The 26,693-nt window shown below is 68.7% G+C and carries 23 protein-coding genes and 1 pseudogene; 12 read left to right on the forward strand and 12 right to left on the reverse strand.

All coding sequences use genetic code 11. The features are described from left to right. Positions 1-30: 30 nt before the first annotated feature. Positions 31-1,422: an FAD-binding oxidoreductase gene (locus KME82_RS01820; RefSeq protein ID WP_215497021.1), complete on the forward strand. Its 1,392-nt coding sequence runs from the start codon at positions 31-33 to the stop codon at positions 1,420-1,422. A 151-nt stretch (positions 1,423-1,573) separates the two neighbouring features. Here KME82_RS01820 and KME82_RS01825 read toward each other — a convergent pair whose 3' ends face one another. Further along, positions 1,574-3,097, reverse strand: coding sequence for a YifB family Mg chelatase-like AAA ATPase (locus tag KME82_RS01825; protein ID WP_215497022.1), 1,524 nt, complete (start codon positions 3,095-3,097; stop codon positions 1,574-1,576). A 10-nt stretch (positions 3,098-3,107) separates the two neighbouring features. After that, positions 3,108-3,374, reverse strand: a complete 267-nt coding sequence (ubiK, locus tag KME82_RS01830) for a ubiquinone biosynthesis accessory factor UbiK (protein ID WP_215497023.1) — start codon at positions 3,372-3,374, stop codon at positions 3,108-3,110. Positions 3,375-3,706: 332 nt separating this feature from the next. Here ubiK and KME82_RS01835 point away from each other — a divergent pair, with 332 nt between their 5' ends. Further along, on the forward strand, positions 3,707-4,045 hold the full coding sequence (locus KME82_RS01835; RefSeq protein ID WP_036114992.1) for a P-II family nitrogen regulator: 339 nt from the start codon (positions 3,707-3,709) through the stop codon (positions 4,043-4,045). Positions 4,046-4,156: 111 nt separating this feature from the next. On the opposite strand, the gene KME82_RS01840 is transcribed toward KME82_RS01835, so the two are convergent. Further along, a complete protein-coding gene (locus KME82_RS01840; RefSeq protein ID WP_215497024.1) occupies positions 4,157-5,050 on the reverse strand; it encodes a LysR family transcriptional regulator in 894 nt (297 codons plus the stop codon). A 107-nt stretch (positions 5,051-5,157) separates the two neighbouring features. On the opposite strand from KME82_RS01840, the gene KME82_RS01845 reads away from it, so the two are divergent. Further along, the gene (locus KME82_RS01845; protein ID WP_430538877.1) at positions 5,158-6,216 is read left to right on the forward strand and encodes a YeiH family protein; all 1,059 of its coding nucleotides are present in this window, start codon (positions 5,158-5,160) and stop codon (positions 6,214-6,216) included. Between the two features lie 60 nt (positions 6,217-6,276). Here KME82_RS01845 and KME82_RS01850 read toward each other — a convergent pair whose 3' ends face one another. Together KME82_RS01850 and speE are read right to left on the reverse strand one after the other, a co-directional pair. Beyond that, positions 6,277-6,786, reverse strand: coding sequence for a hypothetical protein (locus KME82_RS01850; RefSeq protein ID WP_215497025.1), 510 nt, complete (start codon positions 6,784-6,786; stop codon positions 6,277-6,279). A 153-nt stretch (positions 6,787-6,939) separates the two neighbouring features. Then, entirely contained in the window at positions 6,940-7,794 is an 855-nt protein-coding gene (gene speE / locus KME82_RS01855) for a polyamine aminopropyltransferase (RefSeq protein ID WP_215497026.1), read from the reverse strand. Between the two features lie 253 nt (positions 7,795-8,047). Between speE and speA the strand changes: the two genes are divergently transcribed. The 3 genes from speA to KME82_RS01870 all read left to right on the forward strand — a co-directional run bounded on the left by speA (position 8,048) and on the right by KME82_RS01870 (position 11,302). Continuing rightward, positions 8,048-9,937 carry an arginine decarboxylase gene (gene speA, locus KME82_RS01860; protein ID WP_215497027.1) on the forward strand — a complete coding sequence of 630 codons (1,890 nt, stop codon included), beginning with the start codon at positions 8,048-8,050 and terminating at the stop codon, positions 9,935-9,937. Positions 9,938-9,951: 14 nt separating this feature from the next. Continuing rightward, positions 9,952-10,203: a YciI family protein gene (locus KME82_RS01865; protein WP_215497028.1), complete on the forward strand. Its 252-nt coding sequence runs from the start codon at positions 9,952-9,954 to the stop codon at positions 10,201-10,203. Positions 10,204-10,417: 214 nt separating this feature from the next. Beyond that, positions 10,418-11,302: an NAD(P)-dependent oxidoreductase gene (locus tag KME82_RS01870; RefSeq protein ID WP_215497029.1), complete on the forward strand. Its 885-nt coding sequence runs from the start codon at positions 10,418-10,420 to the stop codon at positions 11,300-11,302. 1,058 nt (positions 11,303-12,360) lie between these two features. On the opposite strand, the gene KME82_RS01875 is transcribed toward KME82_RS01870, so the two are convergent. The 4 genes from KME82_RS01875 to radC all read right to left on the reverse strand — a co-directional run bounded on the left by KME82_RS01875 (position 12,361) and on the right by radC (position 16,677). Continuing rightward, positions 12,361-12,774 carry a hypothetical protein gene (locus tag KME82_RS01875; RefSeq protein WP_215497030.1) on the reverse strand — a complete coding sequence of 138 codons (414 nt, stop codon included), beginning with the start codon at positions 12,772-12,774 and terminating at the stop codon, positions 12,361-12,363. A 464-nt stretch (positions 12,775-13,238) separates the two neighbouring features. Next, positions 13,239-14,135, reverse strand: coding sequence for an SPOR domain-containing protein (locus tag KME82_RS01880; RefSeq protein ID WP_215497031.1), 897 nt, complete (start codon positions 14,133-14,135; stop codon positions 13,239-13,241). Beyond that, a complete protein-coding gene (argS, locus tag KME82_RS01885) occupies positions 14,136-15,824 on the reverse strand; it encodes an arginine--tRNA ligase (RefSeq protein ID WP_215497032.1) in 1,689 nt (562 codons plus the stop codon). A gap of 178 nt (positions 15,825-16,002) precedes the next feature. Next, positions 16,003-16,677 carry a RadC family protein gene (gene radC, locus KME82_RS01890; protein WP_215497033.1) on the reverse strand — a complete coding sequence of 225 codons (675 nt, stop codon included), beginning with the start codon at positions 16,675-16,677 and terminating at the stop codon, positions 16,003-16,005. Positions 16,678-16,875: 198 nt separating this feature from the next. On the opposite strand from radC, the pseudogene coaBC reads away from it, so the two are divergent. The 4 genes and pseudogenes from coaBC to KME82_RS01910 all read left to right on the forward strand — a co-directional run bounded on the left by coaBC (position 16,876) and on the right by KME82_RS01910 (position 21,528). Further along, a pseudogene (coaBC, locus tag KME82_RS01895) lies at positions 16,876-18,107 on the forward strand (bifunctional phosphopantothenoylcysteine decarboxylase/phosphopantothenate--cysteine ligase CoaBC). A 31-nt stretch (positions 18,108-18,138) separates the two neighbouring features. Further along, positions 18,139-18,420, forward strand: coding sequence for a hypothetical protein (locus KME82_RS01900; RefSeq protein WP_215497034.1), 282 nt, complete (start codon positions 18,139-18,141; stop codon positions 18,418-18,420). Between the two features lie 102 nt (positions 18,421-18,522). Next, the gene (gene dut, locus KME82_RS01905; RefSeq protein ID WP_215497035.1) at positions 18,523-18,981 is read left to right on the forward strand and encodes a dUTP diphosphatase; all 459 of its coding nucleotides are present in this window, start codon (positions 18,523-18,525) and stop codon (positions 18,979-18,981) included. A gap of 231 nt (positions 18,982-19,212) precedes the next feature. Continuing rightward, complete coding sequence (locus tag KME82_RS01910; RefSeq protein WP_215497036.1) at positions 19,213-21,528, forward strand: phosphomannomutase/phosphoglucomutase; 2,316 nt, start codon at positions 19,213-19,215, stop codon at positions 21,526-21,528. A gap of 842 nt (positions 21,529-22,370) precedes the next feature. Here KME82_RS01910 and KME82_RS01915 read toward each other — a convergent pair. The 3 genes from KME82_RS01915 to KME82_RS01925 form a co-directional block, all read right to left on the reverse strand. Continuing rightward, positions 22,371-23,024, reverse strand: coding sequence for a hypothetical protein (locus tag KME82_RS01915; RefSeq protein WP_215497037.1), 654 nt, complete (start codon positions 23,022-23,024; stop codon positions 22,371-22,373). A gap of 146 nt (positions 23,025-23,170) precedes the next feature. Beyond that, positions 23,171-23,827 carry an orotate phosphoribosyltransferase gene (pyrE, locus tag KME82_RS01920; RefSeq protein ID WP_215497038.1) on the reverse strand — a complete coding sequence of 219 codons (657 nt, stop codon included), beginning with the start codon at positions 23,825-23,827 and terminating at the stop codon, positions 23,171-23,173. Then, a complete protein-coding gene (locus KME82_RS01925; RefSeq protein WP_215497039.1) occupies positions 23,824-24,387 on the reverse strand; it encodes a GNAT family N-acetyltransferase in 564 nt (187 codons plus the stop codon). Before KME82_RS01925 ends, pyrE begins: the two co-directional genes overlap by 4 nt. Before the next feature lie 56 nt (positions 24,388-24,443). Between KME82_RS01925 and KME82_RS01930 the strand changes: the two genes are divergently transcribed. Next, positions 24,444-25,217, forward strand: a complete 774-nt coding sequence (locus tag KME82_RS01930) for an exodeoxyribonuclease III (RefSeq protein WP_215497040.1) — start codon at positions 24,444-24,446, stop codon at positions 25,215-25,217. Continuing rightward, positions 25,207-26,628, forward strand: a complete 1,422-nt coding sequence (locus KME82_RS01935; protein ID WP_215497041.1) for an AmpG family muropeptide MFS transporter — start codon at positions 25,207-25,209, stop codon at positions 26,626-26,628. Before KME82_RS01930 ends, KME82_RS01935 begins: the two co-directional genes overlap by 11 nt. Positions 26,629-26,693 lie beyond the last annotated feature (65 nt).

The following is a 26,693-nucleotide window of genomic DNA, read 5'->3' on the forward strand; positions in this document are numbered from 1 at the left end:
CCCTCACCGATTCATCGCCGGAGCCAACCCGTGCAATCGCATTATCAAACCCTCAGCGCCGACGACTTCCGCATTTTTCCGCGCAGCCTCGATGGCAAGGCGCGCTCGCGCCATCACCCCGAGTATGCCGGCTGGCATCGCGACCTGAGCTGGAACGGGCGCGGTTTCGACCGCTACCCGGAATACATCGTGCGCGCCGAATCGATCGCCGACGTGGTGCATACCATCGACTTCGCGCGTCGGCACGGCCTGCCGGTCAGCGTGCGCGGCAGCGGCCACAGCTACGCCGGCTGTTTTCTGCGCACTACCGGCATCGTGCTGGACCTGTCGGCGTTGCGGGACATCCAGATCGATCCGGCCCGGCGATCGGCGCAGGTCCAGCCGGGCGTGAGCAGCCGGCAGCTGAGCGCCGCGCTTGCCCGTCACGGCCTGGCGTTTCCGACCGGACACGGTGGCGACGTCGGCCTGAGCGGGTTTCTGCTCGGCGGCGGGCTCGGCATCAACTTCCGCGCCTGGGGCGGCATGAGCACGTTCAATGTTCGCGCGATCGATGTGGTGACCGCGCAAGGCGAGGTGCTGCATGCCGATGCGCAGGAAAATCCCGAACTGCTGTGGGCCGCGCGCGGCGGCGGACCCGGCCTGTTCTTCGCGGTGACCCGCTTCCATCTCGATTGCTGGCCGCTGCCGGGCTGCATCACCGGCGACAGCTACCTTGCGAAGTTCAGCCGCCTGCCGCAACTGCTCGCGCAGATCGAACAGGCGCAGCCCGATCCTTCGTTGCAGGTGATGCTGGCGGTCGTGCCGCGGGCCGACGACGGCGCGGCCGAAGAATGCGGCCGGCAGGTGATGTTGAACACGATCGCGTTCGCGGACAGCCCGGCGCATGCGCAGGCGCTGCATGCCTCGCTCGCGCAGCGGCTGCCTCCCGGCCTGGTCGATGTGATCGAGCGCGATCAGCCCAGCGATTTCGAGTCCATCTACCGGCAGGGCGATGCGATGCTGGTGTCCAGGCGTTACCGCACCGACAACGTGCTGACCGATCGCATCGAAGACGCGGTCGCGATCCTCGCCTCGCATCTGCCGACCCAGCCCTCGCCGGCCACGTTGCCGCTGTTGATCTGGCGCGGGGCTTCGTCCTGGCCCGATGCGGCTTATTCGGCTGAGGGACGTTGGTTCTTCTCGACCTATGCGCAATGGAACGACGCCGCCGACGACGAGGTCAACCGCGGTTGGCTCAAGGCCTTGTACGACGAACTGTCGACGGTGGCGTCGGGCAGCTACATCAACGAGGTCGATCTGGAGGAGCGGTCGGGCAGTGCGCACCGGTGCTACTCCGCCGAAAACTGGGTGCGCTTGCGCGCACTGCGCAAGCAGTACGATCCGCATGGCGTGTTCCACGAGGTGTCGATGGGCGATCGTTAGCCGCGAACAGGCGGCGTGCTCGTGTGTTCGCGTACGAAGCCGGCTCGGCGACTCGTCGTGCAGTTGCCGCTCGGAGGATCGTCCCGATCCTGCGAGATGAGTCGTCATCGCAGCTCGGCCGCCCGCCAGGCCGCCTTCGCCGCCGCGAGGCTCACGCCGCGGCCTGAACCCCACGATCGGCGCGCCGATAGCCGATCGCTTCGGTCAGATGCGCGGTGGCGATCGCCTCGCTGCCGGCCAGATCGGCGATGGTGCGGGCCACGCGCAGGATCCGGTGCATCGAACGCGCCGACAGTTGCAGGCTTTCGACCGCGCGTTCGAGCAGTTCGTGATCGCGTTCGTGCAGGCGGCAGGTCGCGGTGGTCTCGGCTTGATTGAGCTGGGCGTTGATGCGGCCGCTGCGCGCTTGCTGCCGTTGCCGCGCCAGCACGACGCGCGCACGAATGGCTTCGGAGCATTCGCCGCCGGGTTGATCCGGGCGCAGGTGCGAGGGCGGCAGGCGCGGCACTTCGATGTGCAGGTCGATGCGATCGAGCAGGGGGCCGGAGATGCGCGCGCGGTAGCGGCGGATCGCGTCGCCGGCGCAACGGCAGCGGCCGCTGCTGTCGCCGGCCCAGCCGCAGGGGCAGGGGTTCATCGCCGCGACCAGCTGGAACCGCGCCGGGAACTCGGCGCTGCGCGCCGCGCGCGACACCGTCACCATGCCCGACTCCAGCGGTTCGCGCAGCACTTCCAATGCGCGCCGTTCCCATTCGGGCAATTCGTCGAGAAACAGCACGCCCTGATGGGCCAACGAAATTTCCCCGGGCCGCGGATCGGCGCCGCCGCCGACCAAGGCGACCGCGCTGGCGGTGTGGTGCGGCGATCGGAACGGCCGCTCGCGCCAGCGCGCCGGATCGAGCCCGCGCCCGTGCGCGCCGCCGCTGACCGAGGCGATCGCCGCGGTTTCCAGGGCTTCGGCCTCGCTGGCTTCGGGCAACAGGCCGGGCAATCGCGATGCGAGCAAGGTCTTGCCGCAGCCGGGCGGGCCGATCAGCAGCAGGTGGTGGCCGCCGGCCGCGGCGATTTCGAGCGCACGCCGCGCCTGCGCCTGGCCGCGCACGTCGAGCATGTCCGGCCCGGCGACGCGCACCACCGGCAAGGCGACCGCCTCGGGCAGTGACTTTTGCCCGCTGAGCATCGCGCACACTTCCAGCAAGGTGCGGCCGGTGCGCGCCTCGACCCGGCCGGCGAGCGCGGCTTCGGCGCCGTTGCCGGCCGGCACGACCAGGCGATGCCCGGCATCGGCCGCGGCCAGCGCCGCCGGCAGTACGCCGTCGATCGCGCGCAGTTCGCCGGTGAGGCCGAGTTCGCCGAGAAACTCGCAGCCGTTCAAGGCGTCGAGCGGAATCTGCCCGCTCGCGGCGAGGATGCCGAGCGCGATCGCCAGATCGTAGCGGCCGCCGTCTTTCGGCAGGTCGGCCGGGGCCAGATTGACGGTGATGCGCCGCTGCGGGAATTCGAACTGCGCGCACTGGATCGCCGCGCGCACCCGATCCTTGGCTTCGCGCACCGCGGCCTCGGGCAGGCCGACGATCGACATGCTCGGCAGGCCGCCGGCCAGATGCACCTCGACCCTGACCGCGGGCGCACGGACGCCCGATCGCGCACGGCTATGCACGAGTGCCAGATTCATGGCGGCAGAGTCAGTGCTGGGGCGTGTCGGCGTGATCGAGCTGCGCTTCGAGTTCGGCGACCGCGCGTTGCAGTTCGTCGAGCTTTTCGCGCGTGCGCAGCAGCACGGCGCGCTGGACTTCGAATTCCTCGCGGGTGACCAGATCGAGCTTGGACAACCCGGTCTGCAACACGGACTTGAAGTTCTGTTGCATTTCCTCGCGGCCTTCGCGCAGGCCCGAGGGGACCAGCGAGCTGAGGCGGCGGGCGAGGTCGTCGATGGTGTTCAGGTCGATCATGTAGAAGAAGCTCCTCCGGTGTTGGGGTCAGCTTGACCGCCGGACCGGGACCGCGCCGTCGGCCGGGGCCGTGGCGGGCTGTCGGAAAAGTCCGAAGTGGATGACGCGGTCACTACATCACGCCCTCGACCGGCCCCGCAAGCATTGCGGCCTGCATGCGTTCAGGTCTTCGGACGGCGTTGCATGATCGTCCAACGCCGCGCGCGCAGGCGGTGTGAACGTCGCCGGACGGACGGTCCGGCGACCGCCGGGCCTGGGGCGCCGGCTAGGTCGCGACGGCGGCGGCGCGCTATCCTGCGCGCGAATCGAATCGGCGGTGCGGAGACAGACGAATGAAGATGGTCATGGCGGTGATCAAGCCGTTCAAGCTCGACGATGTGCGCGAGGCGCTGGCCGAGGCCGGCGTGGCCGGCATCACCGCCACCGAGGTCAAGGGCTTCGGCCGCCAGAAGGGGCATACCGAGTTGTACCGCGGCGCCGAGTACGTGGTCGACTTCCTGCCCAAGATCAAGCTGGAAGTGGCGATCACCGACGATCAGGTCGATACCGTGGTCGAGGCGATCATGAAGGCGGCCGGCACCGGCAAGATCGGCGACGGCAAGATCTTCGTGTGGGACCTGGAGCGCGCGGTGCGCATCCGCACCGGCGAGCTGGACGGCGACGCGCTTTAAAGCGAGTAAAGCGTTGGGAGGAGTGAGCAGCGAGTCGAGCCGCATGGCTCGAGCGCTGCGCAGCTTCGCCGCTGGACCCGTTCCTCACTGCTGTGCAGTCGTTCCTCGCTTCTAAACCTCATCGAGCAAGAACGCCTGCAACGCCGGTGCGCGCGGCCGGTTGCGCAATTCCAGCCGATACAGCGGCCGGGTCAGGCCGTCGTCGTCGCCGAGCGCGACCGCGCGCACGCGCTGCATGGTGATCAGGTCGGCGACCACGGTCGCCGGCAGCAGGGCGATGCCGGCGCCGGCGACCACGGCGCGCGCGATCGCCTCGTTGCTGCCGATCTCGATCACCCGCGCCGGTTCGATGCCGCGCGCGGCGAACAGCGACTGCGCGACCTGGCGCGTGCCCGAGCCGTGTTCGCGCAGTAGCCAGGTCTGGCGGCTCAGTTCGGCGATCGACGCGCGGCGCCTGGCGCCCACGGCGTTTTCGGTCGCGGCGATCAGCCGCAGCGGCTCGCTGCGCCACAACGTCGCCTCGATGCGCGGGTCGTCGACCGAGCCTTCGACGAAGCCGACATCGACCGCGCAATCGATCACCGCATGGCTGATCTGTTCGGTGTTGCCGACCACCAGTTCGGTCGCCAGGGTGGGATGACGGCGCACGAACGGGCCCAACTGCTGCGGCAACCAATAGGCGGCGATGGTGGTGCTGGCGCCGATGCGCAGCCGGCCCTGGCGCAGTTCGACCCGGTCGCGCACGTCCTCGATCGCGATCCGTTCCAGGGCGAAGATCGCGCGCGCGTGCTCGAACACGGCGCGGCCGTGGTCGGTCAGCTGGATGCCGCGCACGGCCTTGCCGTCGGCGCCGGTGCGCTCGATCAGCGGCAGGTCCAGCTGAAGCTCGAGTTCGCGCACCGCCTTGGACACCGCCGACTGGCTGACGAACAAGGTTTCGGCCGCACGTGAGAAGCCTTGTTGCTCGACCACGGTCAGGAACACGCGCAACAGGTGCAGGTTCATGCTATGAGCTCACCTCATGGATAGTTGAATTATATGTATTGGACTCCCGTAGTGGGCGGGCCTACCTTGGCGCCGCTTCCTCAACCGAGTCCGCCGCCGTGTCCGCCCTGAATCCGACTTCGCCCGTTCCCGCCGCCGCCCCGCAGGGCGCCCATCGGCAGCGCGGGTTCTGGCCGGGGCTGGGTCTGGCGGCGGCGATCGCCGCGGCGGCGATGGGGCTGGCCTCGCTGCCGGCGCTGCAATCCTTCGGCCTGAGCGCGCTGACCCTGGCCATCGTGCTCGGCATCGCGGTCGGCAACACGGTGTTCCCGGCCCTTGCCGCCCAGGCCGGCCCGGGCGTGGACTTCTGCAAGAGCACGCTGCTGCGCGCCGGCATCGTGCTGTACGGCTTTCGCGTCACCTTCCAGGAAATCGCCGGGGTCGGCTGGGCCGGGCTGGCGATCGACGTGGTGGTGGTGGCGACGGTGTTCGGCTTGGCGACCTGGATCGGCACGCGCTGGCTCAAGCTCGACCGCGAAACCTCGATGCTGATCGGCGCCGGCAGCGCGATCTGCGGCGCGGCCGCGGTCATGGCCACCGAGCCGGTGGTGCGCGGACAGGCGCACAAGGTCTCGGTCGCGGTCGCCACGGTGGTGGTGTTCGGGACGCTCGGGATGTTCGTGTACCCGTGGCTGTATCCGTATCTGGGCATGAGCGAACACGCGTATGGCGTGTATGCCGGCTCGACCATCCACGAGGTCGCCCAGGTCGTGGTCGCCGGCCGCGCGATCGGCGAATCGGCCGCCTCGGCGGCGGTGATCGAGAAAATGCTGCGGGTGATGCTGCTGGCGCCGTTCCTGCTGATCCTGTCCTCGCGCATCGGCGCGGGCGGCGAGGGCGCCGCGGGCAAGGCGAAGATCGTGATCCCGTGGTTCGCGTTGTTGTTCGTCGTGGTCAGCGGTTTCAACTCGCTGCATCTGCTGCCGGCCGCGTGGAAGGCCGCGATCGTGCAGATCGACACGGTGATGCTGGCGATGGCGATGGCGGCGTTGGGGCTGCGCACGCATGTCGGCGCGATCAAGCAGGCCGGGGCGAAGCCGATGCTGCTGGCGGCGATCTTGTTCGGCGTGCTGACGGTCGGCGGTTACGCGCTCAATGTGGGTGCGGCGAAGTTGTTCGGTGCCTGACGGGTTTCGCCGGCACCACAGCCTGCTTCTTTACGAGCGTGTTCTTCACGAGCGTGTTCTTCACGAGCGTATCTGTTCGTGGCCGCGTCTGCGGCGCGCGGGTTGCGGGGCCGGCCGAAAGCGCAGCACGCCGTCCTGTTCGACCAGCACCAGCTCGCCCAATTGCAGTGCATCGGATCGGATCGAATCGTCCCGATACGCCTGGTCCAACCTCGAGGCGGCGGACTCGGACGCCATCGCGCGCAATTCGCCGAGCCAGCGACCGACCGGCGCGGCCGTCTTCCACGCGGCATAGCGGATCGGGACGGCGGCGCGCAGGCTCTCGCGGTAGTCGTAGTCGAATCCCTCGATGGCTTGCAGGATCAACGCCGTGCGCACCCAGGCGGGATCGCCGCTGTTCAACGCCTTCTCGGCGCAGCGAATCGCCAGGCCCAGGAGTGTGCGGCGCATGGCGTCGTCGATGAGCGCGCGCAGATCGGCCGCCTGCCGGGACTCCAGCGACAGGTAACTTTCGGCCAGTAACTGCCCGGCTTGGGCAGCGTCGTCGTTCTTGGGCCAACGCAGTTGCATGGTCGCGATGCGCGACAGGATTTCGATGCAGTTATCGAAACGATTCATGCCTGGGCGCCGCGCGCGGGTTGTCGTTGCGGCCAGTGTGCGCCGGGCTGCGCGCAAAGCAAAAGGCCCCGCGATGCGGGGCCTTGGTCGGCATTGAACGGCGGTTTACTCGCCCAGCGCCTGCGCCACGAATGCCGGCGTCGACAACGCGCCGTGGTGGATGCCGGCGTTGTAGTACTTGCTGTCGAAGGTCTTGGCCTTCGCGTCGGCTTCGCGGAATTCGAAACCGCCGGCGCTCTTGCGCGCCAGGGTGCAGCTCCACCAGCCGGTCGGGTAGCACGGCTGCGGGAACGGCAGGGTCTTGAACGACTGGAAGCCGGCCTTGCCCATCTCGGTGCGCATTTCCTGGATCAGCTTGAGCAGCATCAGCGGCGACTCGGACTGCTGGACCAGGATGCCGTCCTCGCGCAGCGCGCGGAAACAGCTTTCGTAGAAGGCCTTGTTGAACAATCCCTCGGCCGGGCCGACCGGATCGGTCGAGTCGACGATGATGATGTCGACGCTGCCGGTCGGGCGGTTGGCCATGTAGGCGATGCCGTCGTCGAACAGCAACTGCGCGCGCGCGTCGCCGTTGCGGTCGCACAGCTCCGGGAACCACTTCTCGGCCATGCGCGTGACCTGTTCGTCGATGTCGCACTGCACCGCCTCGGCCACGCCGTCGTGCTTGAGCACTTCGCGCAGGGTGCCGCAGTCGCCGCCGCCGATGATGACCACGTTCTTCGGCGCGGCGTGAGTGAACAGCGCCGGGTGCGACATCATCTCGTGATAGAGGAAGTTGTCGCGGGTGGTCAGCATGACCGCGCCGTCGATCAGCATCAGGTTGCCCCAGTCGGTCGTCTCATAGATCTCGATCTTCTGGAACGGGGACTGCACTTCATCGAGCTTGCGGGTGATCCGATAGCCGATGGACGAGCCGGTCGGCTCGAAGTTTTCGTAATGCCACGTCGGTTCGGTCGTCATGCGCTTGCTTCCTGAGCTGAGGCGAAATCGCGGATCGCCCGGGTCCGATGGCCCGGCGCGTGCCCGGGAGCGATCCGGGCTTGGGGCGCGGATTGTAGCGAACCCGCATGAACGTTCGTCGCGAGGCGGCCGTCCGGACCGGCGAATGTGCCGATTCGGCTCCCGCGCCGGCGGGTTCCCGGTCGCGGGGGCCCCCTCGCCGGACGCGGCCTGTAGAATGCGTCTTCCCCACGGTTTTCTGGAAAGCCCGCCGATGTCCGACTGGTCGCTCGATCAGGCCCGCAAGACCTATTCGATCCCGCATTGGTCCGAAGGTTACTTCGACATCGACGGCGCCGGCCGCATCGTGGTCAAGCCGCGCGGCGAGCGCGGTCCGACCGTGGCCCTGCCCGAAGTCGTCGACGCCGCGCGCGCGCAGGGCGCCAAGCTGCCGATGCTGGTGCGCTTTCCCGACATCCTCGGCGATCGCCTGGGCGCGCTGCAGGGCGCCTTCGCCCAGGCCATGCGCGACTGGGACTACGCCGGCGGCTACACCGCGGTCTATCCGATCAAGGTCAACCAGCATCACGGCGTGGCCGGCACCCTGGCCTCGCACGCCGGCGAAGGCTTCGGCCTGGAAGCGGGCAGCAAGCCCGAGCTGATGGCGGTGCTGGCGCTGAGCCGGCCGGGCGGGCTGATCGTCTGCAACGGCTACAAGGACCGCGAGTACATCCGCCTGGCGCTGATCGGGCGCAAGCTCGGCATGGAAACCTACATCGTCGTCGAGAAGCCCTCGGAACTGCAGCTGGTGTTCGAGGAAGCCAAGGCGCTCGGCGTGAAGCCGGGCCTGGGCGTGCGCATGCGGCTCGCCTCGCTGGGCGCCGGCAAGTGGCAGAACAGCGGCGGCGACAAGGCCAAGTTCGGCCTGAGCCCGCGCCAGGTGCTGGACCTGTGGAAGCAACTGCGCGACAGCGGCCTGCAGGACTGCCTGGGCCTGCTGCATTTCCACATGGGCTCGCAGATCTCCAACGTGCGCGACATCGCCAACGGCATGCGCGAAGCGACGCGCTATTTCATCGAACTGTCCAAGCTCGGCGCCAACGTGCGCTACATGGACGTCGGCGGCGGCCTGGGCATCGATTACGAAGGCACCCGTTCGCGCAGCTATTGCTCGATCAACTACGGCGTCAATCAGTACGCGTCGAACATCGTCCAGCCGCTGGCCGAGGCGTGTCAGGAATACGGCCTGACCCCGCCGCGCATCGTCACCGAATGCGGCCGCGCGATGACCGCGCACCACGCGGTGCTGGTCGCCAACGTCTCGGAAATCGAGGAAGCGCCCGAAGGCCGGGTGCCGCCGTCGCACGACGACGAGCCGGCGGTGATCCGCCATCTGCGCGAGATCCACGACGAACTGGACCTGCGCCCGGCGGTGGAGCTGTTTCACGAGGCCCAGCACCATCACGGCGAAGGTTTGTCGCTGTACGCGCTCGGCCAGATCGATCTGACCCACCGCGCGCGCATCGACGATCTGTTCTACGCGATCGCGCATGCGGTGCGCGCGCGCCTGGACGTGGGCGAGAAGAGCCATCGCGATCTGCTCGACGAACTCAACGAGCGCCTGGTCGACAAGTACTTCGTCAATTTCAGCGTGTTCGAATCGATGCCGGACGTGTGGGCGATCGACCAGGTGTTCCCGATCGCGCCGATCGAGCGCTTGAACGAAATGCCGGACCGGCGCGGCGTGATCGCCGACCTGACCTGCGATTCGGACGGCAAGATCGACACCTACGTCGAGAACGAAGGCCTGGACAGCTCGCTGCCGTTGCATGCGCTCAAGCCGGGCGAAAGCTATCGGCTGGGTTTCTTCCTGGTGGGCGCGTATCAGGAAATCCTCGGCGACATCCACAACCTGTTCGGCGACACCGACGCGGTGGAAGTGCGGGTCGACGGCGACGGTTACCGCCTGGCGCAGCAGCGCCGCGGCGACACCACCGACGTCATGCTCGACTACGTCGGCTACAAGCTGGCCGACCTGCGCGAGGCGTATCGCGACAAGGTCGCCGCGGCGAATCTGCCGGCCGACGAAGCCGCGTGGTTGGACGAGGCGCTGGAAACCGGGTTGACCGGTTACACCTATCTCAGCGACGCGCCGTTGGCTTGAGCGGGTACGAGACAATGAATCGTTACTTGGTCATGGCCATGCGCCTGCCGCAGTTCGACAGCGAGCAGATCGGGCCGCATCGCGACTTCCTCGACGGCCTGCGCGAGCAGGGCCGACTGGAGCTGGCCGGCGGCTTTTCCGACAAGAGCGGCGGCGCCTACGTGCTGCGCGCGGTCGACCTGGAACAGGCCCGCGTGCTGGCCTTCGGCGACCCGCTGCACATCACGGGTTCGTCGCGGGTCGACGTGTACGAATGGCTGACCTGAACGGCCGTCGCGTCGGCTTCACCGCGTCGATGCTTGCGCGTTCAGGCAGATAGGGGTCGCGGTTGCGTATACGTGGACGGGTTCGCGTGTACGCGTATGAGATCGGTCGCAGCAACGCGGCGTTGCCGCATGGCACGATGGCCGGGCCTGGCGTCCGGTCGTGCCGAATCATGGTTTTTGCAACATCAAGCGCCCGAACGGGCAGAAGGTTGAAATGAAAGTAGGGGTGATCGGTCTGGGAGCCATGGGCGCGCCGATGGCGCGTTATGTGCATGGCAAGGGCGTGTTGACCGCGGTGGGCAACCGCACGCAGTCCAAGGCCGACGCGCTGGCGTCGGAGCTGGACGTGCGCGCGGCGCGTTCGCCGGCGAATTTCGCCGATTGCGACCTGGTGATCCTGTGCGTGTCGCTGGACGCGGACGTGCTGGAGAACGTCGCCGCCCTGGCCGAGGTGCTCAAGCCCGGCGCGATCGTGGTCGACCATTCCACCGTCTCGCTGGAAACCGCGCGCCGTTCGGCGGCGATGCTGGCCGCGCACAATATCGGCTTCCTCGACGCGCCGGTGTCCGGCGGCGCCGAGGGCGCGCGCAACGGCAAGCTGTCGATCATGGTCGGCGGCGACGAAGCGCAGCTCGAACGCGTGCGCGATGTGCTCGACAGTTACGCCGCGCGCATCACCCACATGGGCGGTACCGGCGCGGGTCAGGCGACCAAGGCGATCAACCAGATTCTGGTGGCCGGCATCAACGAAGCGGTATGCGAAGGTCTGGCGCTGGGCGAGAAGCTCGGCCTGGAACCCGAGCGCCTGCTGCCGACGTTGATGGCCGGCGCGGCCAGCAACTGGTTCCTCGACAAGCGCGGCGCGACCATGCTGCGCGATGATTTCGCGCCGGGCTTCAAATGCCAGCACATGCTCAAGGATTTGCGCATCGTCCAGGGCATCGCGCGCGACAGCGGCATCCGCACCAACACCATCGACCAGGCCGCGGCGGATTACGCCGAACTGATCGAGCGCGGGCACGGTGAGTCGGATACCTCGGCGCTGATCGCGCTCAAGCGTGCGCGTGCGGTGGTGGAGTCCGACGCCGAACAGGCGTGAGGTTCGGCGCGCGCTGCGCGCGCCGGTTTCATCGAGGCTGATCGACGCGGCCGGGTCGCAACGACCCGGCTCTGGATCCCCGCCTTCGCGGGGATGACGGTCTTGGGGATTTGTCGCTTGCTTGCCGTCAACGCGGTGCTTGCATCGCAATGCCTTGCTGCGCGCATCATTTTCGCTTGCCGCTTGCCGCTTGCCGCTTGCCGCTTGCCGCTTGCCGCTTGCCGCTTGCCGCTTGCCGCTTGCCGCTTGCCGCTTGCCGCTTGCCGCTTGCCGCTTGGATTGCCGTTGCCGTTGCTGTCGAGATTTTCCGTGGCTTCGGATTTGGCTTTGTGCTTGAGCCGGAAGTGGCGCAGTCCATCCAGCGCTGCGCCGCCTGTAACTCGCGTTAGCAAGCGCACACCCGGAGGGCGGCGTGCAGGATGCACGCCGTGCGCCACCGGGACATGGATGTCCCGTGTGGTGCATGCCCGCGGAAGCTCCGCACTTGCGGGCCCTTGATTCAAAGAAAAACGCTTTTTCTTGAATCAACAGCCCGCACGATCGGTGCCGACGCAGGCATGCGCCACACGGGACATCCTGTCCCGGTGGCGCACGGCGCACATCCCTGTGCGCCGCCCTCCGGGTGTGCTTTTGTTCTCGCGAGGTAGTGGCCTCGCAGCGCTGGATGAACTGCAAGACTTCAGGCGAAAGCTACATGGCCTCCCTGTAGGAGCGGCGCGAGCCGCGACCGCGAATCACGGCTACGGCGCAGGCTTCGAAGTTGTCGTGATGGCGCGGTCGCGGCTCGCGCCGCTCCTACAGGGGCTTCGGTGGACCACGGATAAGCGGCTCGGCTTCAGGCTCAAGTCACGCAAAGCGAAAGCCAAGATCAGGATCAAAACTTCAATAGCAAATCGCCCCGCATAGAGCGGGGCGATTTCGTTGGTTGCGATGGTCGATCGAGCCGCGTCTATGGCTTCAGGCGCGAGCGGCTAATCGACCGGCACGTTGCCGCAAGCGCCGGATCCGGCACGCCTCGCAAAATGCGACCCATGCAGAGCGACGCACAACGTCGCCGATCAACGGGTAGCAAACCCCTTGCCCCGCCGCATGATCCGCTCCCCGAGCAACGCCCCGCCGAACGCCGCCGACAGACTCAACACGATCGCCAGCGCGTTGTAGCGCAACGCCCCCACCATCGTGCGCATCGGCAACGGACTGTCCGGCATCGCCATCGACACGATCGCGAACAAGGTCAGGCTCCACATCGCCACCATCAACAGCAGCGCGACCCAACGAAAATGCGCGTGGCGCGCGATCGCGCCGCCGATGCCCATCGCGATCAGGGCCGCGAATACGTCGATCAGCGGGATCGCACCCAGGCCGGTCTGGATCGCCTGGCGCGAATCCAGGCCGAGGTATTTGGTGAAGATGCCGAACAGCAACAACATGCCCGCCGCGCTCAGGCAGCCCAGAAGAATGCGCTTGTCCATCCGTTCCCCAACGACTTCATTAGCCGGCGCAGTCTACTTCGCCGCACGCGCGAGGCAGGGTGACCGGCGTCGCGCTGTCGCCGCCGACCCGACCGGAAGGCAGCGCTGAGCCGACGCACGGTTGCGCGCAATCGGGCGTATGGGTTGCGTTCCCGGCGGCCGTCGCGAGCCTCAAACCCGCGACATGCCAGGTGGCCTGCCGCCGGGCACGCGCGAGGTGGATGAACGGGGACGCTCGATACTTATGCGAAAGCCGAACGGGCACATCGCTGGAGGTCGCATGGCGAAGATTCCGCCAACGGCGGATGGTCGCCGTCGAATGCGCCTCGCGATCGCGCGCTTGGTTGCGCGGCGTCGCGCAGGATGCAATCGCGCGGCCGCCCCGCATGCATCCGGGGTAGGCAACAACACGCCGGGCACATGGCCCGGCGTTTTGATGACATCCGAACGCCGCGCGCGGCGGCTTACTGAACCTTGATCGCCATCCCCGGCAAGCCGCTGTCGGCGAGCTTGCGCTTGGCGTCGGCGAGGTCGCCGGCGGTGCCGTACGGCCCCATGCGCACGCGGTAAACGGTCTTGCCGCTGATCTGCGCCGATTCGACCCGCGCGCCCAGGCCGAGCATCGCGATCTTGGCCTTCATTTCCTCGGCCTGGCCGGAGGCCTGGAACGCGCCGGCCTGAAGCACGTAACTGGTGTTGTCGTTGGCCGCCGCGGCCGCGGCCGGACCCTGGGTTGCGGCGACGGTCGGCGGCTTCGGGGTCACGCTGGCCGGCGGGGTCGCGCTGGCGACCTGGGTCGGCGGCGCGGCCGGTTGCGACGGCGGCGGAGCGATGGTGTCGACCGGCTTGGGCAGGCTGGCGGTGGCCGGCGCGGCGGTGGCCGGGCTGGCCGCGGCGGGATTGCCAGCGGCCGTGGCCGCGACGGCGGCCGGCTGCGGATTCTTGCGCTGCTGCGCGGCGCGGCGCTGCTCCTCGGCGGCCTCGGTGGCGGCCAGTTCGGCGTCGCTCATTTCGACTTCCTTGCCCGGCAGCAGGGTGTAGAAGTCGTAGCCGGAGCCTTCCTTGTCGCCCTTGTCGGGCTTGCCGTTCTTGCCGTCGGTCTTGGACGCCGGCTTGGCGGCGGCGGTGTTGCCTTCGGGCGCGACCGATTCTTCGTCGGCGGTGACCGCGGCGGGTTGGGCGTCGGGATTGGGCTGCGGGCGGAAGAACCCGTCGCCGCCGTCGGCCTTGAGGAATTTCGGGGCGACCAGGATCACCACCACGCCCAGCAACAGGCCGAGCACGCCCCAGGCCCAGCCGGGCAGGCTGTCGTTGTTCTGGTTGTTGCGCTTGGCCTGCGATTTACCGCGTCGTGCTGCCACTTACATTACCTCCGGGGCGTTGACCCCCAATAGCGCCAGACCGTTCGCAAGCACCTGGCGGGTCGCCATCGCCAGCACCAGGCGCGCGTGGCGCTGGTTGGCGTCGTCGACCAGGAACTGATGATCGTTGTAATACGTCTGGAAGGTCTGCGCCAACTCGAGCAGGAAACCGGCGATCTGGTGCGGTTCCAGGTCGCGTCCGGCCACCGCCACCACGTCCGGGTAGCGCAGCAGGGTGACGATCAATTCGTGCGCCGCGGCGTCGTTCAGGTCCAGCGCCTGGGCCAGGCCGTGGGCCGGGTCGTAGGACAGGCCGCGCTCGGCCAGCTGGCGCATCAGGCCGCACATGCGCGCGTGCGAGACCTGCACGTAATAGACCGGATTGTCGAGCGATTGCGAGCGCGCCAGGTCGATGTCGAAGGTCAGCTGCGAATCGGGCTTGCGCGCGACCAGGAACCAGCGCACCGCGTCGCGGCCGGCTTCGTCGATCAGGTCGCGCAGGGTCAGGTAACTGCCGGCGCGCTTGGACAGCTTCACTTCCTCGCCGCCGCGCATCACCGTGACCATCTGGTGCAGCACGTACTCGGGCCAGCCTTGCGGGATGCCGGCGTCGAGCGCCTGCAGGCCGGCGCGCACGCGCGCGAGCGAACCGTGGTGATCCGAGCCCAGCTCGGTGATCGCGCGCTCGTAGCCGCGCTGCCACTTGCTCAGGTGATAGGCGACATCGGGCACGAAGTAGGTGTAGGTGCCGTCGGACTTGCGCATCACCCGGTCTTTGTCGTCGCCGAAATCGGTGCTGCGCAGCCACAGCGCGCCGCCTTCCTCGTAGGTGTGGCCGTGGGCGACCAGCTCGCGCACGGTCTCCTCGACCTTGTCCTGCTCGTACAGCGAGCTTTCCAGGAAGTAGACATCGAAGCTGACGCCGTAGGCGGCCAGGTCGGCGTTCTGTTCGCGGCGCAGGTAGGCCACGGCGAACTGGCGGATCGCGTCGAGGTCGTCGATGTCGCCCTTGCCGGTGACGCGGTGGTTTTCGAATTCGACCGTGGCGCCGTCGAGGTAGGCGCGGGCGACGTCGCCGATGTAGTCGCCGTTGTAGGCGTTCTCCGGCCAGCCTTCGTCGCCCGGCGCGAGGCCGCGCGCGCGCAGCTGGGTCGAGATGGCCAGGTTGTTGATCTGTACGCCGGCGTCGTTGTAGTAGAACTCGCGCGTCACGTCCCAGCCGTTGGCGTCGAGCACGCGCGCGATGCAGTCGCCGATCACCGCCGCGCGGCCGTGGCCGACGTGCAGCGGGCCGGTCGGGTTGGCCGATACGTACTCGACCCCGGCGCGATGGCCGGCGCCGCTGGTGTTGCGGCCGTAGTTGGCGCCGTGCGCGAAGACCTCGCCGATCTGGCGGCGCCAGGCGGCTTCGTCGACGTGGAAGTTGATGAAGCCCGGGCCGGCGATCTCGACCTGGGCGATATCGGCGTTGGCCGGCAACGCGTCGAGCAGCTTTTGCGCCATCTCGCGCGGATTGCTGCGCGCCGGCTTGGCCAGCAGCATCGCGGCGTTGGTTGAGAAGTCGCCCTGGGCGCGGCTCTTGGGACGCTCGATCACGAAATCGGGCGTGGACAGGTCGGCCGGCAGGGTGCCGGCGGCGCGCAGGGCGTCGATGGCCTGTGCGACGAGCGCATGGAGAGTGGCTTTCACAGGGAGACTTCGCGATTCGCAGGGTGCTACGGAACCGCGCATTTTACCTGGTTCCGAACCGATTGCGCGCCGCGTCCGGCCGCGCCTGGGGATCTGAAATTCGGGCGTCGCAGGCCGTCGTGGGTCTACGCTTTTGCCGATTCCCGATTCCCGATTCCCGATTCCCGATTCCCCGCCCCTACACCCAGCCGCGCGCCGCCATCGACATCGGCGGCCCGTCGCCGATCACGAAATGATCGAGCAGGCGGATGTCGAGCAGGGCCAGGGCCTGCTTGAGCCGGATCGTCACGTTGCGGTCGTCCAGGCTGGGTTCGGCGTTGCCGCTGGGGTGGTTGTGGCCGACGATCACCGCCGCGGCGTTGCGTTGCAGGGCGTGGCGCGCGACCTCGCGCGGGTGGACTTCGGCGCCGTTGATGGTGCCGTGGAACAGCTCCTCGAAACCGATCACGTTGTGGCGGCTGTTGAGGTACAGCACCGCGAACACTTCCTGCGGGCGGCCGCGCAGGTGCTGGGCGAAGTAGCGCCCGGCCGAATCGGGGTCGGTCAGCGCGCAGCCGCGTTCCAGGTCGGCGCGCAGGCAGCGCGCGGCCAGTTCCAGCGCCGATTTGAGGGTGCAGGCGCGGGCCGAGCCGATCCCGCGCATGCGCATCAGCCGGGCCGGCGGCTGCTCCAGCAGGTCGCGCAGCGGGCCGTGCTCGGTCAGCAACTGGCGCGCGGTGCCGACCGCGTCGAAGCCGCGCAGGCCCGAACCGAGGATCAGCGCCAGCAGTTCGGCATCCGACAGCGAGCCGGCGCCGTGGGCGAGGAGTTTTTCGCGCGGCCGTTCCGCGCTGGGCCATTCGTGGATTCTCATGGCCGCATCGTGCAAGCCCGGTCGCGGCGGCCGGCATCGGGGCGGACAGGGCCATCGGGTAAGCTAGAGCCCCGAGCGGGTGTAGGGATTTGCCGGCCGCCGTCGCGGGCGCATCGCGCCCCGCGCCGGAACGTGCCTGCCGAACGCGCACATCCTGCAACGACCGCACCGAGAATCACCGAGAAGCACCGGCCGACCATGGCGCCCGATCCCATTCCGCAAGATTCCACCCCGCCGCTGCGCGATCAGCGCATCCTGCTGTGCGTCTGCGGCGGCATCGCCGCGTACAAGGCCGCCGATCTGGTCCGGCGCCTGCAGGACGCCGGCGCGCAGGTGCGCGTGGCGATGACCGAAAACGCGACCCGCTTCGTCGGCACCGCGACCTTCCAGGCCTTGTCCGGCCATCCGGTGCGGACCTCGTTGTGGGACGACGCGGCCGAACTGGCGATGGGCCATATCGAGCTGGCGCGCTGGGCGCAGCGGATCGTGATCGCGCCGGCCACCGCCGACATGATCGCCAAGCTCGCCCACGGCTTCGCCGACGACCTGATCAGCACCTTGTGCCTGGCCACCGAGGCCCCGGTGACGGTCGCCCCGGCGATGAACCACCGCATGTGGGGCCATCCGGCCACCCAGGCCAATGTCGCCACCCTGCGCAGCCGCGGCGTGCGCTTTCTCGGCCCGGCCGAGGGGCGCATGGCCGAACCCGAATCCGGCCCGGGACGCCTGCTGGAACCGCACGAGATCGTGACCGCGCTCGCCGGAGCGCAGCCATGAGCGCGGCCAGCCTGTCCGGCCGCCGGATCGTGGTCAGCGCCGGCCCGACCTTCGAAGACATCGATCCGGTGCGTTTCATCGGCAATCGCAGCAGCGGCAAGATGGGCTTCGCGATCGCCGAAGCCGCGGCGCGGCGCGGCGCGCAGGTGGTGCTGGTCGCCGGCCCGGTGTCGCTGACGACCCCGGCCGGGGTGGAACGCATCGACGTGCGTTCGGCGCGGCAGATGCGCGAGGCGGTGATCGCCGCGTTGCCGGCCGATGCCTACATCGGCGCGGCCGCGGTCGCCGACTACGCCCCCGCGCAGGTCGCGCCGGGCAAGATCAAGAAAAAAGACGAGCAGCTCACCCTGGAACTGGTGCGCACGCCCGACATCCTGGCCGAAGTCGCCGTGCATGCGCAGCGTCCGACCCTGGTGGTCGGGTTCGCCGCCGAGACCCACGACGTCGAGTTCTACGCGCGCGGCAAGCTGGAAAAGAAGCGGGTCGACATGATCGCCGCCAACCGCGTCGGCGTCGCCGGCAGCGGCTTCGAGAGCGACGACAACGCGCTGACCGTGTACTGGGCCGACGGCGCGCTCGCGCTCGGCCCGGCGCCCAAGACCCGGCTGGCCGATCAACTGCTCGACCTGATCCTCACCCGTTGGCCGGCCTGAGCGACGTGCATTTCCCTAACAGCAGGCGCCCATGACGATTTTCAGCACCACCGACGACGTGCTCGACGCGGTCCATGCGGTCCTGCGCGACGGCTACGCCGCGGTGCATGGGACCAAGGGCCCGGCCAAGACCTATTGCCACCGGCTGGTGCGCGCGCTCGACCGTCACGGCCAGGTGCTGCCGGCGATCGGCTTCGAGAGCGTGCCGAATCGGGGCTCGGTCTATCTGGTGTACGACATGAACCGGTTTACCGCCGGCGAAGCCGAACTGCGGCAACTGGTGGTGGCGCAGGACCTCGCTTCGCCGCGCTGAGCCGGCGCGGCGATCGGCCGATCACGGCCGCGCGCGGACGCTCGCGCCGATCCGCGCACGACCCGCCGGCTTCTCTTTCTTTCGTTCGGACGCCTGGACCTGATGAACCACAGCCTGCAACTCAAACTCCTCGACACCCGCTACGGCAGCGAATGGCCGTTGCCGGCCTACGCCACCGAGGCCAGCGCCGGGCTGGACCTGCGCGCGGCGCTCGATCAGTCGCTGCAGCTGCATCCGGGCGACGCGGCCCTGGTGCCGTCGGGGCTGGCGATCCATCTCGGCGATCCGACCCTGTGCGCGGTGATCCTGCCGCGCTCGGGCCTGGGCCACAAACACGGCATCGTGCTCGGCAACGGCACCGGCCTGATCGATGCCGACTACCAGGGCCCGCTGTTGATCAGCCTGTGGAATCGCGGCCGCGAGGCGTTCACGATCCAGCCCGGCGATCGCATCGCCCAGCTGGTGGTGCTGCCGATCGTGCGCGCGAGCTTGCAGGTGGTCGAGGAATTCGAAGCCAGCCGCCGTGGGGACGGCGGTTTCGGACACACCGGCCTGCGTTGACGGCGTAGTCGTGGTGACCCTGGCACGCATCGTGCTAGGTAGTCATCGTGCTGAGTAATCGCCGGCGATCCACACGCAAGGCCGTGGGCCGTCGCCACGCACAATCCGCGCGGCGAGGCGCAGTCGACGAAACCGCGGGCGTCTTACAGTGCAGACTGGGCGCCGCGGTTCGGTCGGCCCGGTTGCACGCGCCGACGATGCACGTATCGAATTGGGGAAGGGGCTCTGGCAATGGTGGATATCAAGTTAGAAAAGCCGCAGGTATCGGCGGCGCAACTCAAGCCGGTGCTGTTGCCCGTGGCCGTGCTGTGCGCGCTGCTGGCGCTGTGGCTGGGCTGGGCCGGTGTGCAGCAGCACCTGGATTCTTCGCGCCGCAACGACCTCAGCCGCGTTCGCGACATCGCCGTCGCGGCCGCGCACGACGCGCTCGGGGTCGAACACAAGCGCCTGCGCGACCGCATCGACGCGGCCGAGACCCAGGCCGCCCTGCAGGCCGGCGACTACCCGGCCGCGGCCGCCGCGCTGACCAAGAACTGGCCCGGCGCCAAGGCCGTGGTGGTGCTGCCGATCGATCTGGCCAGCGACTACGCGCAGTTGCCCAAGGGCGGCTACGGCCGGCTCGGGGCGATGGAGGCGGCGATCGTCGCCGACAAGCCGATGGCGGCGATCGTGCGCGAAGGCGGCAAGCCGGTGCTGGCCCTGGCCGCGCCGGCGCGCGTGGGCGAGCAATTGGTCGCGGTGGCCTATGTGCAACTGCCGTTGCAGCGCATCAGCGACGGCATCGAGAAGGCCGACGTCGACAGCAGCAGTTACCTGGCCCTGCGCCAGGGCGGCTTCAGCGTGATCGAGCGCGGCGACACCGCGCTGGGCAACGGCGCCGAAGCGATGGCGGCGAAGATCCCCGGCAGCGATCTGCGCGTGGCCGCGGCGGTGCCCGATACCGCCGGCGGCCCGCTCGGCCTGGGCGCGTTGCCGTGCTTCATCGCCGCGGTGGTGCTGGCGCTGCTCGCGTTCGTGCTGATGCGCGTGCGTCAGCGCCTGGGACGCGCGGTCGCGCCGGTCGAGGATGAAGGCCCGGTTCAGACGCTGGCTGAAACCATGAGCGCCTCACCGCTGGATCTCATGGCAGGAAACGTGACTGAAAATTCGACCGCTGCGCCCCGCGCCGTCTCCATCGACGGCGGCATCTTCCGCGCCTACGACATCCGCGGCGTGGTCGGCCAGACCCTCGACCCGGGCATCGCCGAATTGATCGGCCACTCGATCGGTTCGGTCATGCACGACCAGGGCCTGACCGAGATCGTGGTCGGCCGCGACGGCCGCCTGTCCGGTCCGGCCATGATCGAGGGCCTGATCGCCGGCCTGCGCAAGGCCGGCCGCAACGTGGTCGACATCGGCATGGCGCCGACCCCGGTGATCTACTTCGGCGCGTACCACCTGCGCGCGGGTTCGTGCGTGTCGGTCACCGGCAGCCACAACCCGCCGGATTACAACGGCTTCAAGGTCGTGGTCGGCGGCGAGACCCTGTCGGGCGCGGCCATCACCGACCTGTTCCAGCGCATCGTCGGCGGCCGCCTGCACACCGCGGCCGAGCCAGGCACGCTGACCCAGCGCGACATCTCCGAGGACTACGTCCAGCGCATCGCCTCCGACATCCAGATCGACCGCCCGCTCAAGGTGGTGGTCGATGCCGGCAACGGCGTGGCCGGCGATATCGGCCCGCGCGTGCTGGCGGCGATCGGCGCCGAGGTCACCCCGCTGTATTGCGAAATCGACGGCGAATTCCCCAACCATCACCCCGATCCGAGCGAGCCGCACAACCTCGCCGACCTGATCAAGATGGTCGCGCGCCTGGACGCCGATCTGGGCGTGGCCTTCGACGGCGACGGCGATCGCCTGGGCGTGATCACCCGCGACGGCCAGAACATCTTCCCCGACCGCCTGCTGATGCTGTTCGCCGCCGACGTGCTCGAGCGCAACCCCGGCGCGATGATCATCTACGACGTGAAATGCACCGGCCGCCTGCCGGGCCACATCCTGCGTCACGGCGGCAGCCCGCTGATGTGGAAGACCGGGCATTCGCTGATCAAGGCCAAGATGCGCGAGACCGACGCCGAACTGGCCGGCGAGATGAGCGGCCACTTCTTCTTCAAGGAGCGCTGGTACGGCTTCGACGACGGCATCTACTCGGCCGCGCGCCTGCTCGAAATCCTCGCCGCCCAGCCGCAGACCGCGACCGAAACACTCAACGCGCTGCCTAACGGCATCTCGACCCCGGAGATCAAGGTCGACGCGCCCGACGGCGACCCGCACAGCTTCGTCGAGCGCTTCCGCAACGAGGCCTCGTTCGAAGGCGCGCGTCTGTCGACCATCGACGGCCTGCGCGTGGACTACCCCGACGGCTGGGGCCTAGTGCGCGCGTCCAACACCACCCCGATCCTGGTCATGCGCTTCGACGCCGACAGCCACGACGCGATGGCGCGCATCCAGGACGCGTTCCGCGCCCAGCTGCACGCGATCAAGCCGGATCTGAAGCTGCCGTTCTGAGTGTGGTTTAGAGCGTGAAACGCGAACGCCGCGGCTTGGGCCGCGGCGTTTTGCGTTGTGGAGCTGGGAGCGCTGTCGATTCGCGAGCGATCGGGCTCCCGCTGATGCGTTTGGCGATGACCTGCGCCGTTCCTGCGTGAGCGTCGCCAGTGAGTTCCCGACGGTAGGAGCTGCGTAAGCTGCGACCGCGACACCTCGATACCCGCGCCGCTATCGGCGGCTTGCGCGGTCGCGGCTCGCGCCGCTCCTACAGGGGCTTGGCCGTAACGTACCCCGTTGTAGGAGCTGCGCAAGCTGCGACCGCGACACCTCGATACCCGCGCCGCTATCGGCGGCTTGCGCGGTCGCGGCTCGCGCCGCTCCTACAGGGGCTTGGCCGTAACGTACCTCGCTGTAGGAGCTGCGCAAGCTGCGACCGCGACACCTCGATACCCGCGTCGCTATCGGTACCTTGCGCAGTCGCGGCTCGCGCCGCTCCTACAGGGGCTTGGCCGTAACGTACCCCGCTGTAGGAGCTGCGCAAGCTGCGACCGCGACATCTCGATACCCGCGCCGCTATCGGTACCTTGCGCGGTCGCGGCTCACGCCGCTCCTGCCGGGCTTGGCCGTGGCGTACCTCGCTGCAGGAGCTGCGTAAGCTGCGACCACGACACCTCGATACCCGCGCCGCTATCGGCGTCTTGCGCGTTCGCGGCTCGCGCCGCTTCTACAGGGGCTTGGCCGCGGCGTGCCCTGCGATGGGAGCTGCGGGAGCATCCCCGATTCGGAAACAAAAACGCCGCGGTAATCCGCGGCGTCGTGCGTTGCATGGTCTGTGTTCGCGGCCTGTCCGAGGCCGGCGATCAACCGCCGCCCGGCGCCTGCGACTTGAGCGCGTGGTAGCGCTCCAAGGCCGCGGTCAGGTCCTGGTCGGCCAGGCTGCGTTCGAGCACCTGCTGCTTGAGCACTTCCTGCTGGTGCAGCAGTTCGTCGTGCTGGCCGCGGATGTTCTCGGCCAGGGTCTTGCCGACCGGCTTGCCGCTCAGCTCGGCTTCGCCGGCCTTGCGCAGCAGGCTCAGCAGGGCCTGGCGGCGGCCGACGATGCCGTACTGCGAGGCCTTGACGGTCTCGTCCAGCAGCACGATGCGCTCCTGGAACGAATTGCGCAGGTCCTGCTCGGTGGCATAGGACTCGGCCATGGCGCGGTCGCGGCGCTTGGCCGCGTCGGCGGCCAGGGCGGCGCTGCGGGCTTCGCGCGCGGCCTGTTCGGCCGCGGCGCGTTCTTCGCCGGTCAGGGTCCGGTCGACGCGCGCGGTGGGCAGGCCGCTCTTGGCGCTGATCTCGGTGCGCGCGCTGTCGACCGCGTGCGCGGGCAGGGCGTCGCCGCAGACCTTGCGGCCGTCTTCGTTCCAGCAGTACAGCTTCTTGCTGGCCGTTTTCGGGTCGGCGGCGGCCGCGCTCGCGGCGGCGAGCGCGAACAGCAGCGCGCCGGCGATCAGGGAGTGAGTTGCGTTCATGTCGCCGTTCCGCCTTCGAATGCTGCGATCTGTCGACCAAGCATCAAGCAAGAGTCGGGCCATGATCTGCTTTTCGGGCGTGCCGTGCATCACGATTCCCCGTGTCCAACGCCGCGGCCGGCTCGCCGGCCCTGCATCGGCGGCGATCAGTCGCCGCGACCGTACGCCGCGCGGTAGGCCAGCAGCCGCTCGCGCTGGCTGGAGAACTGCGCGCTGTCGCCGGTGAAACCGAGCAGATCGTCGAGGCTGGCGATCGCGATCACCGGCAGCGCGTGTTCGATTGCGACAGTTTCTGCCGCCGAGCGTCGGGATTGTGCAGGGTCCACGGCTTCCTGCCGGTCCAGCGCGATGACGATGCCGGCCACGGTGCCGCCGGCCTCGCCGATCAACCCCAGCGCTTCGCGGATCGCGGTGCCGGCGGTGATCACGTCGTCGACGATCAGCACCCGGCGCCCGGCCAGCGGCGCGCCGATCAGCAGGCCGCCCTCGCCGTGGCTCTTGGCTTCCTTGCGGTTGAACGCCAGCGGCAGGTCGCGGCCGCGGCGCGCGTACTCGCAGCCCAGCGCGGTCGCCAGCGGGATGCCCTTGTAGGCCGGGCCGAACAGCAGGTCGAAGTCGAGGCCGTGCGCGTCGATCGCATCGGCATAGCAACTGGCCAGCCCGGCCAGCGCCGCGCCGGTATCGAAGCGCCCGGCATTGAAGAAGTACGGGCTGACCCGCCCGGACTTGAGGGTGAATTCGCCGAAGCGCAGGGCGTCGGCCTGCAGGGCGAGTTGGAGAAAGCGGGTGCGATGGTCGGTCATGGGGTCGGGGCAGTGGGGGAAGAAGGAGCGGCGGGCGCCAGCCGCAGCAGCATCAGGTGCTGCGGCCCGGCCGAGCCGCCGTGGTACAGCTCGCCGGTGTCGAAGAAACCGGCCTTGAGGTAGACGCCATAGGCCGCGCGGTTGCGCACGTTCACCGTCAGCGCCAGCAGCCGGCGCTCGGGATAGCGGCGGCGCAGGTCGTCGGCGCAGGCGCGCATGGCCGCGGTGCCGTAGCCGCGGCCTTGTTCGCGCTGGTCGATGACGTAGGCGCGCAGGCCCACGCTGGGTTCGCCGAGCGGGCGGCCGGCGATCGCGGTGACGCTGAAGTCCAGGCGGTAGAAGCCGACCACGCGCTCGCCGGCCAGCACCGCCATGGCTTCGCTGTGGCGGTCCAGGCGGGTTTGTTCGAGGTTGTAGGCGGTCTGGCCGACGTATGGCAGTTGTTCGGGCGCGACCTGCAGCGCGCGCACCGCCGGCGCCAGCATCGGCGAGACCACGCACACGCTCACGCGCGCCAGGGCTGGGCTGGAAACGTCGGTCGCCACGGTCATGCCGGGCATGATACCCGCGCCCGGCCGTTGCTATGATCGTGCGCACTTCGTGCCCCGGAGCGCGCATGCGCATCATCAGTTTCAACGCCAACGGCCTGCGTTCGGCGGCGACCAAAGGTTTCTTCGACTGGTTCAAGACCCAGGACGCCGACGTGCTGTGCGTCCAGGAGACCAAGGCCCAGGAGCACCAGCTCACCGGCCCGGCGTTCCTGCCCGACGGCTACCGCGCGTTCTTCCGCGACGCGATCACCAAGAAGGGCTACAGCGGCGTGGCGATCTACGCCAAGCGCGAGCCCGACGAAGTCCGCACCGCGCTGGGCTGGGCGCCGTTCGACGACGAAGGCCGCTACATCGAGGCGCGCTTCGGCAATCTGAGCGTGGTTTCGTTCTACATCCCGTCCGGGTCGTCGGGCGAGCTCCGCCAGGGCTTCAAGTTCGAGGTCATGGACTGGCTCAAACCCGTTCTGGACGAGTGGTTGGCCAGCGGCCGCCAGTACGTGCTGTGCGGCGACTGGAACATCGTGCGCAGCCGCCTGGACATCAAGAACTGGACCAGCAACCAGAAGAACTCCGGCTGCCTGCCGCCCGAGCGCGACTGGCTCAACGGCCTGTGCGGCGAAGACAGCGGCTGGGTCGACACCTACCGCGCGCTGCATCCCGATCGCCAGGACTACACCTGGTGGAGCAACCGCGGCGCCGCGCGCGCCAACGACGTGGGTTGGCGCATCGATTACCAGCTCGCCACCCCGAACCTGCGCGACACGCTGCGCGCCTGCTCGATCCTGAAAGACCCGCGCTTCTCCGATCACGCCCCGTTCTGCGTCGACTATGACCTCTGAGCCCGGCCCGGCCGGAGCGGCGGCGTCACCGGCCCCGGCGAAGCAGCCTTCGGGCTGGCGGCGGGTGCTGAGCAACCTGGGCCAGCCCAAGGTGCTGGTGATGCTGCTGCTCGGCTTCAGCTCGGGCATCCCGATCTATTTGGTCGGCAACACCCTCGGCTACTGGATGCGCGAAAACGGCATCGAGCTGTCGATGATCGGCTTCCTGTCCTGGGTCGGCCTGGCGTACTCGCTGAAATTCCTGTGGGCGCCGCTGATCGACAAGCTCGACGCGCCCGTGCTCGGCCGCTGGTTGGGGCGGCGGCGCGGCTGGATGCTGTTGTCGCAGGGCGTCGCCGCGGCGGCGCTGGTCGGCATGGCGATGATCGAGCCGCGCCAGGGCCAGTTGCTGCTGGGCGGGCTGGTGCTCGATCAACTGATGGTGTTCGGCGCGTTGGCGCTGGTGGTGGCGTTCGCGTCGTCGACCCAGGACATCGTGATCGACGCCTGGCGCATCGAGAGCGCGGACAGTCCGGAGCAGCAGGGCTTGCTGACCTCGACCGCCACGCTGGGCTATCGCGGCGCGCTGTTGGTCACCGATGCGATGATCCTGATCCTCGCCGCGCACGCCGGTTGGGCGCTGTCGTACGACGTGATGGCGTTGCTGATGGGCGTGGGCGTGGTGGCGACGCTGATGGCGCGCGAACCGGCCGCCAGCGTGCTCGCCGCGGCCACCCCGCATCCGGCGCTGTTTACCCCGCGCGGCCTGTTCGACGCGCTGGTCGGCCCGTTCCTGGCCTTCTTCCGCGAGCACGGCCACTGGGCCTTGCTGATGCTGCTGACCATCAGCCTGTACCGGTTGCCGGATTTCCTGATGGGGCCGATGGCCAACCCGTTCTACGCCGATCTGGCCATGGACAAGGAACTCGTCGGCAAGGTGCGTGCCTCGTTCGGGCTGTTCGCCACCATCGCCGGCGTGGCCGCGGCCGGCCTGAGTGCGGTCCGGTTCGGCTTCATCCCGACCCTGATCGCCGGTGCGGTGCTCGGCCCGGGCTCCAACCTCGCCTTCGCCTACCTGGCCCTGCACGGCAACGACACCGGCGTGTTCACCGCGGCGATGGTGATCGACAACTTCTGCAACGGCTACACCGGCGTGGCCCTGGTCGGCTACATGTCCAGCCTGACCAACGTCGGCTACACCGCCACCCAGTACGCGCTGCTCAGCTCGTTCTATGCCTTGCTGGGCAAGGTGCTCAAAGGCCTGTCGGGCGTGGCGGTCGAACATCTCGCGGTCGACCGCAGCCTGCTGGAGGCGTATTCGCTGTTCTTCGTCGGCACCGCGGTGCTTGGCATTCCTGCACTTTTGTTGTGCATCGTGCTGGCGATACGACGGCCGCCGACGATCGCGCCGATCACCGCGCCGGGCGCGTAAGCCGCGCTCGGGCACCCCCGCGGTGCCCGGGCGTTTAAGCAAAGTCGTGTTCCTGAACGCGATTC

The organism is Lysobacter capsici (assembly GCF_018732085.1).
Classification (GTDB): domain Bacteria; phylum Pseudomonadota; class Gammaproteobacteria; order Xanthomonadales; family Xanthomonadaceae; genus Lysobacter; species Lysobacter capsici_A.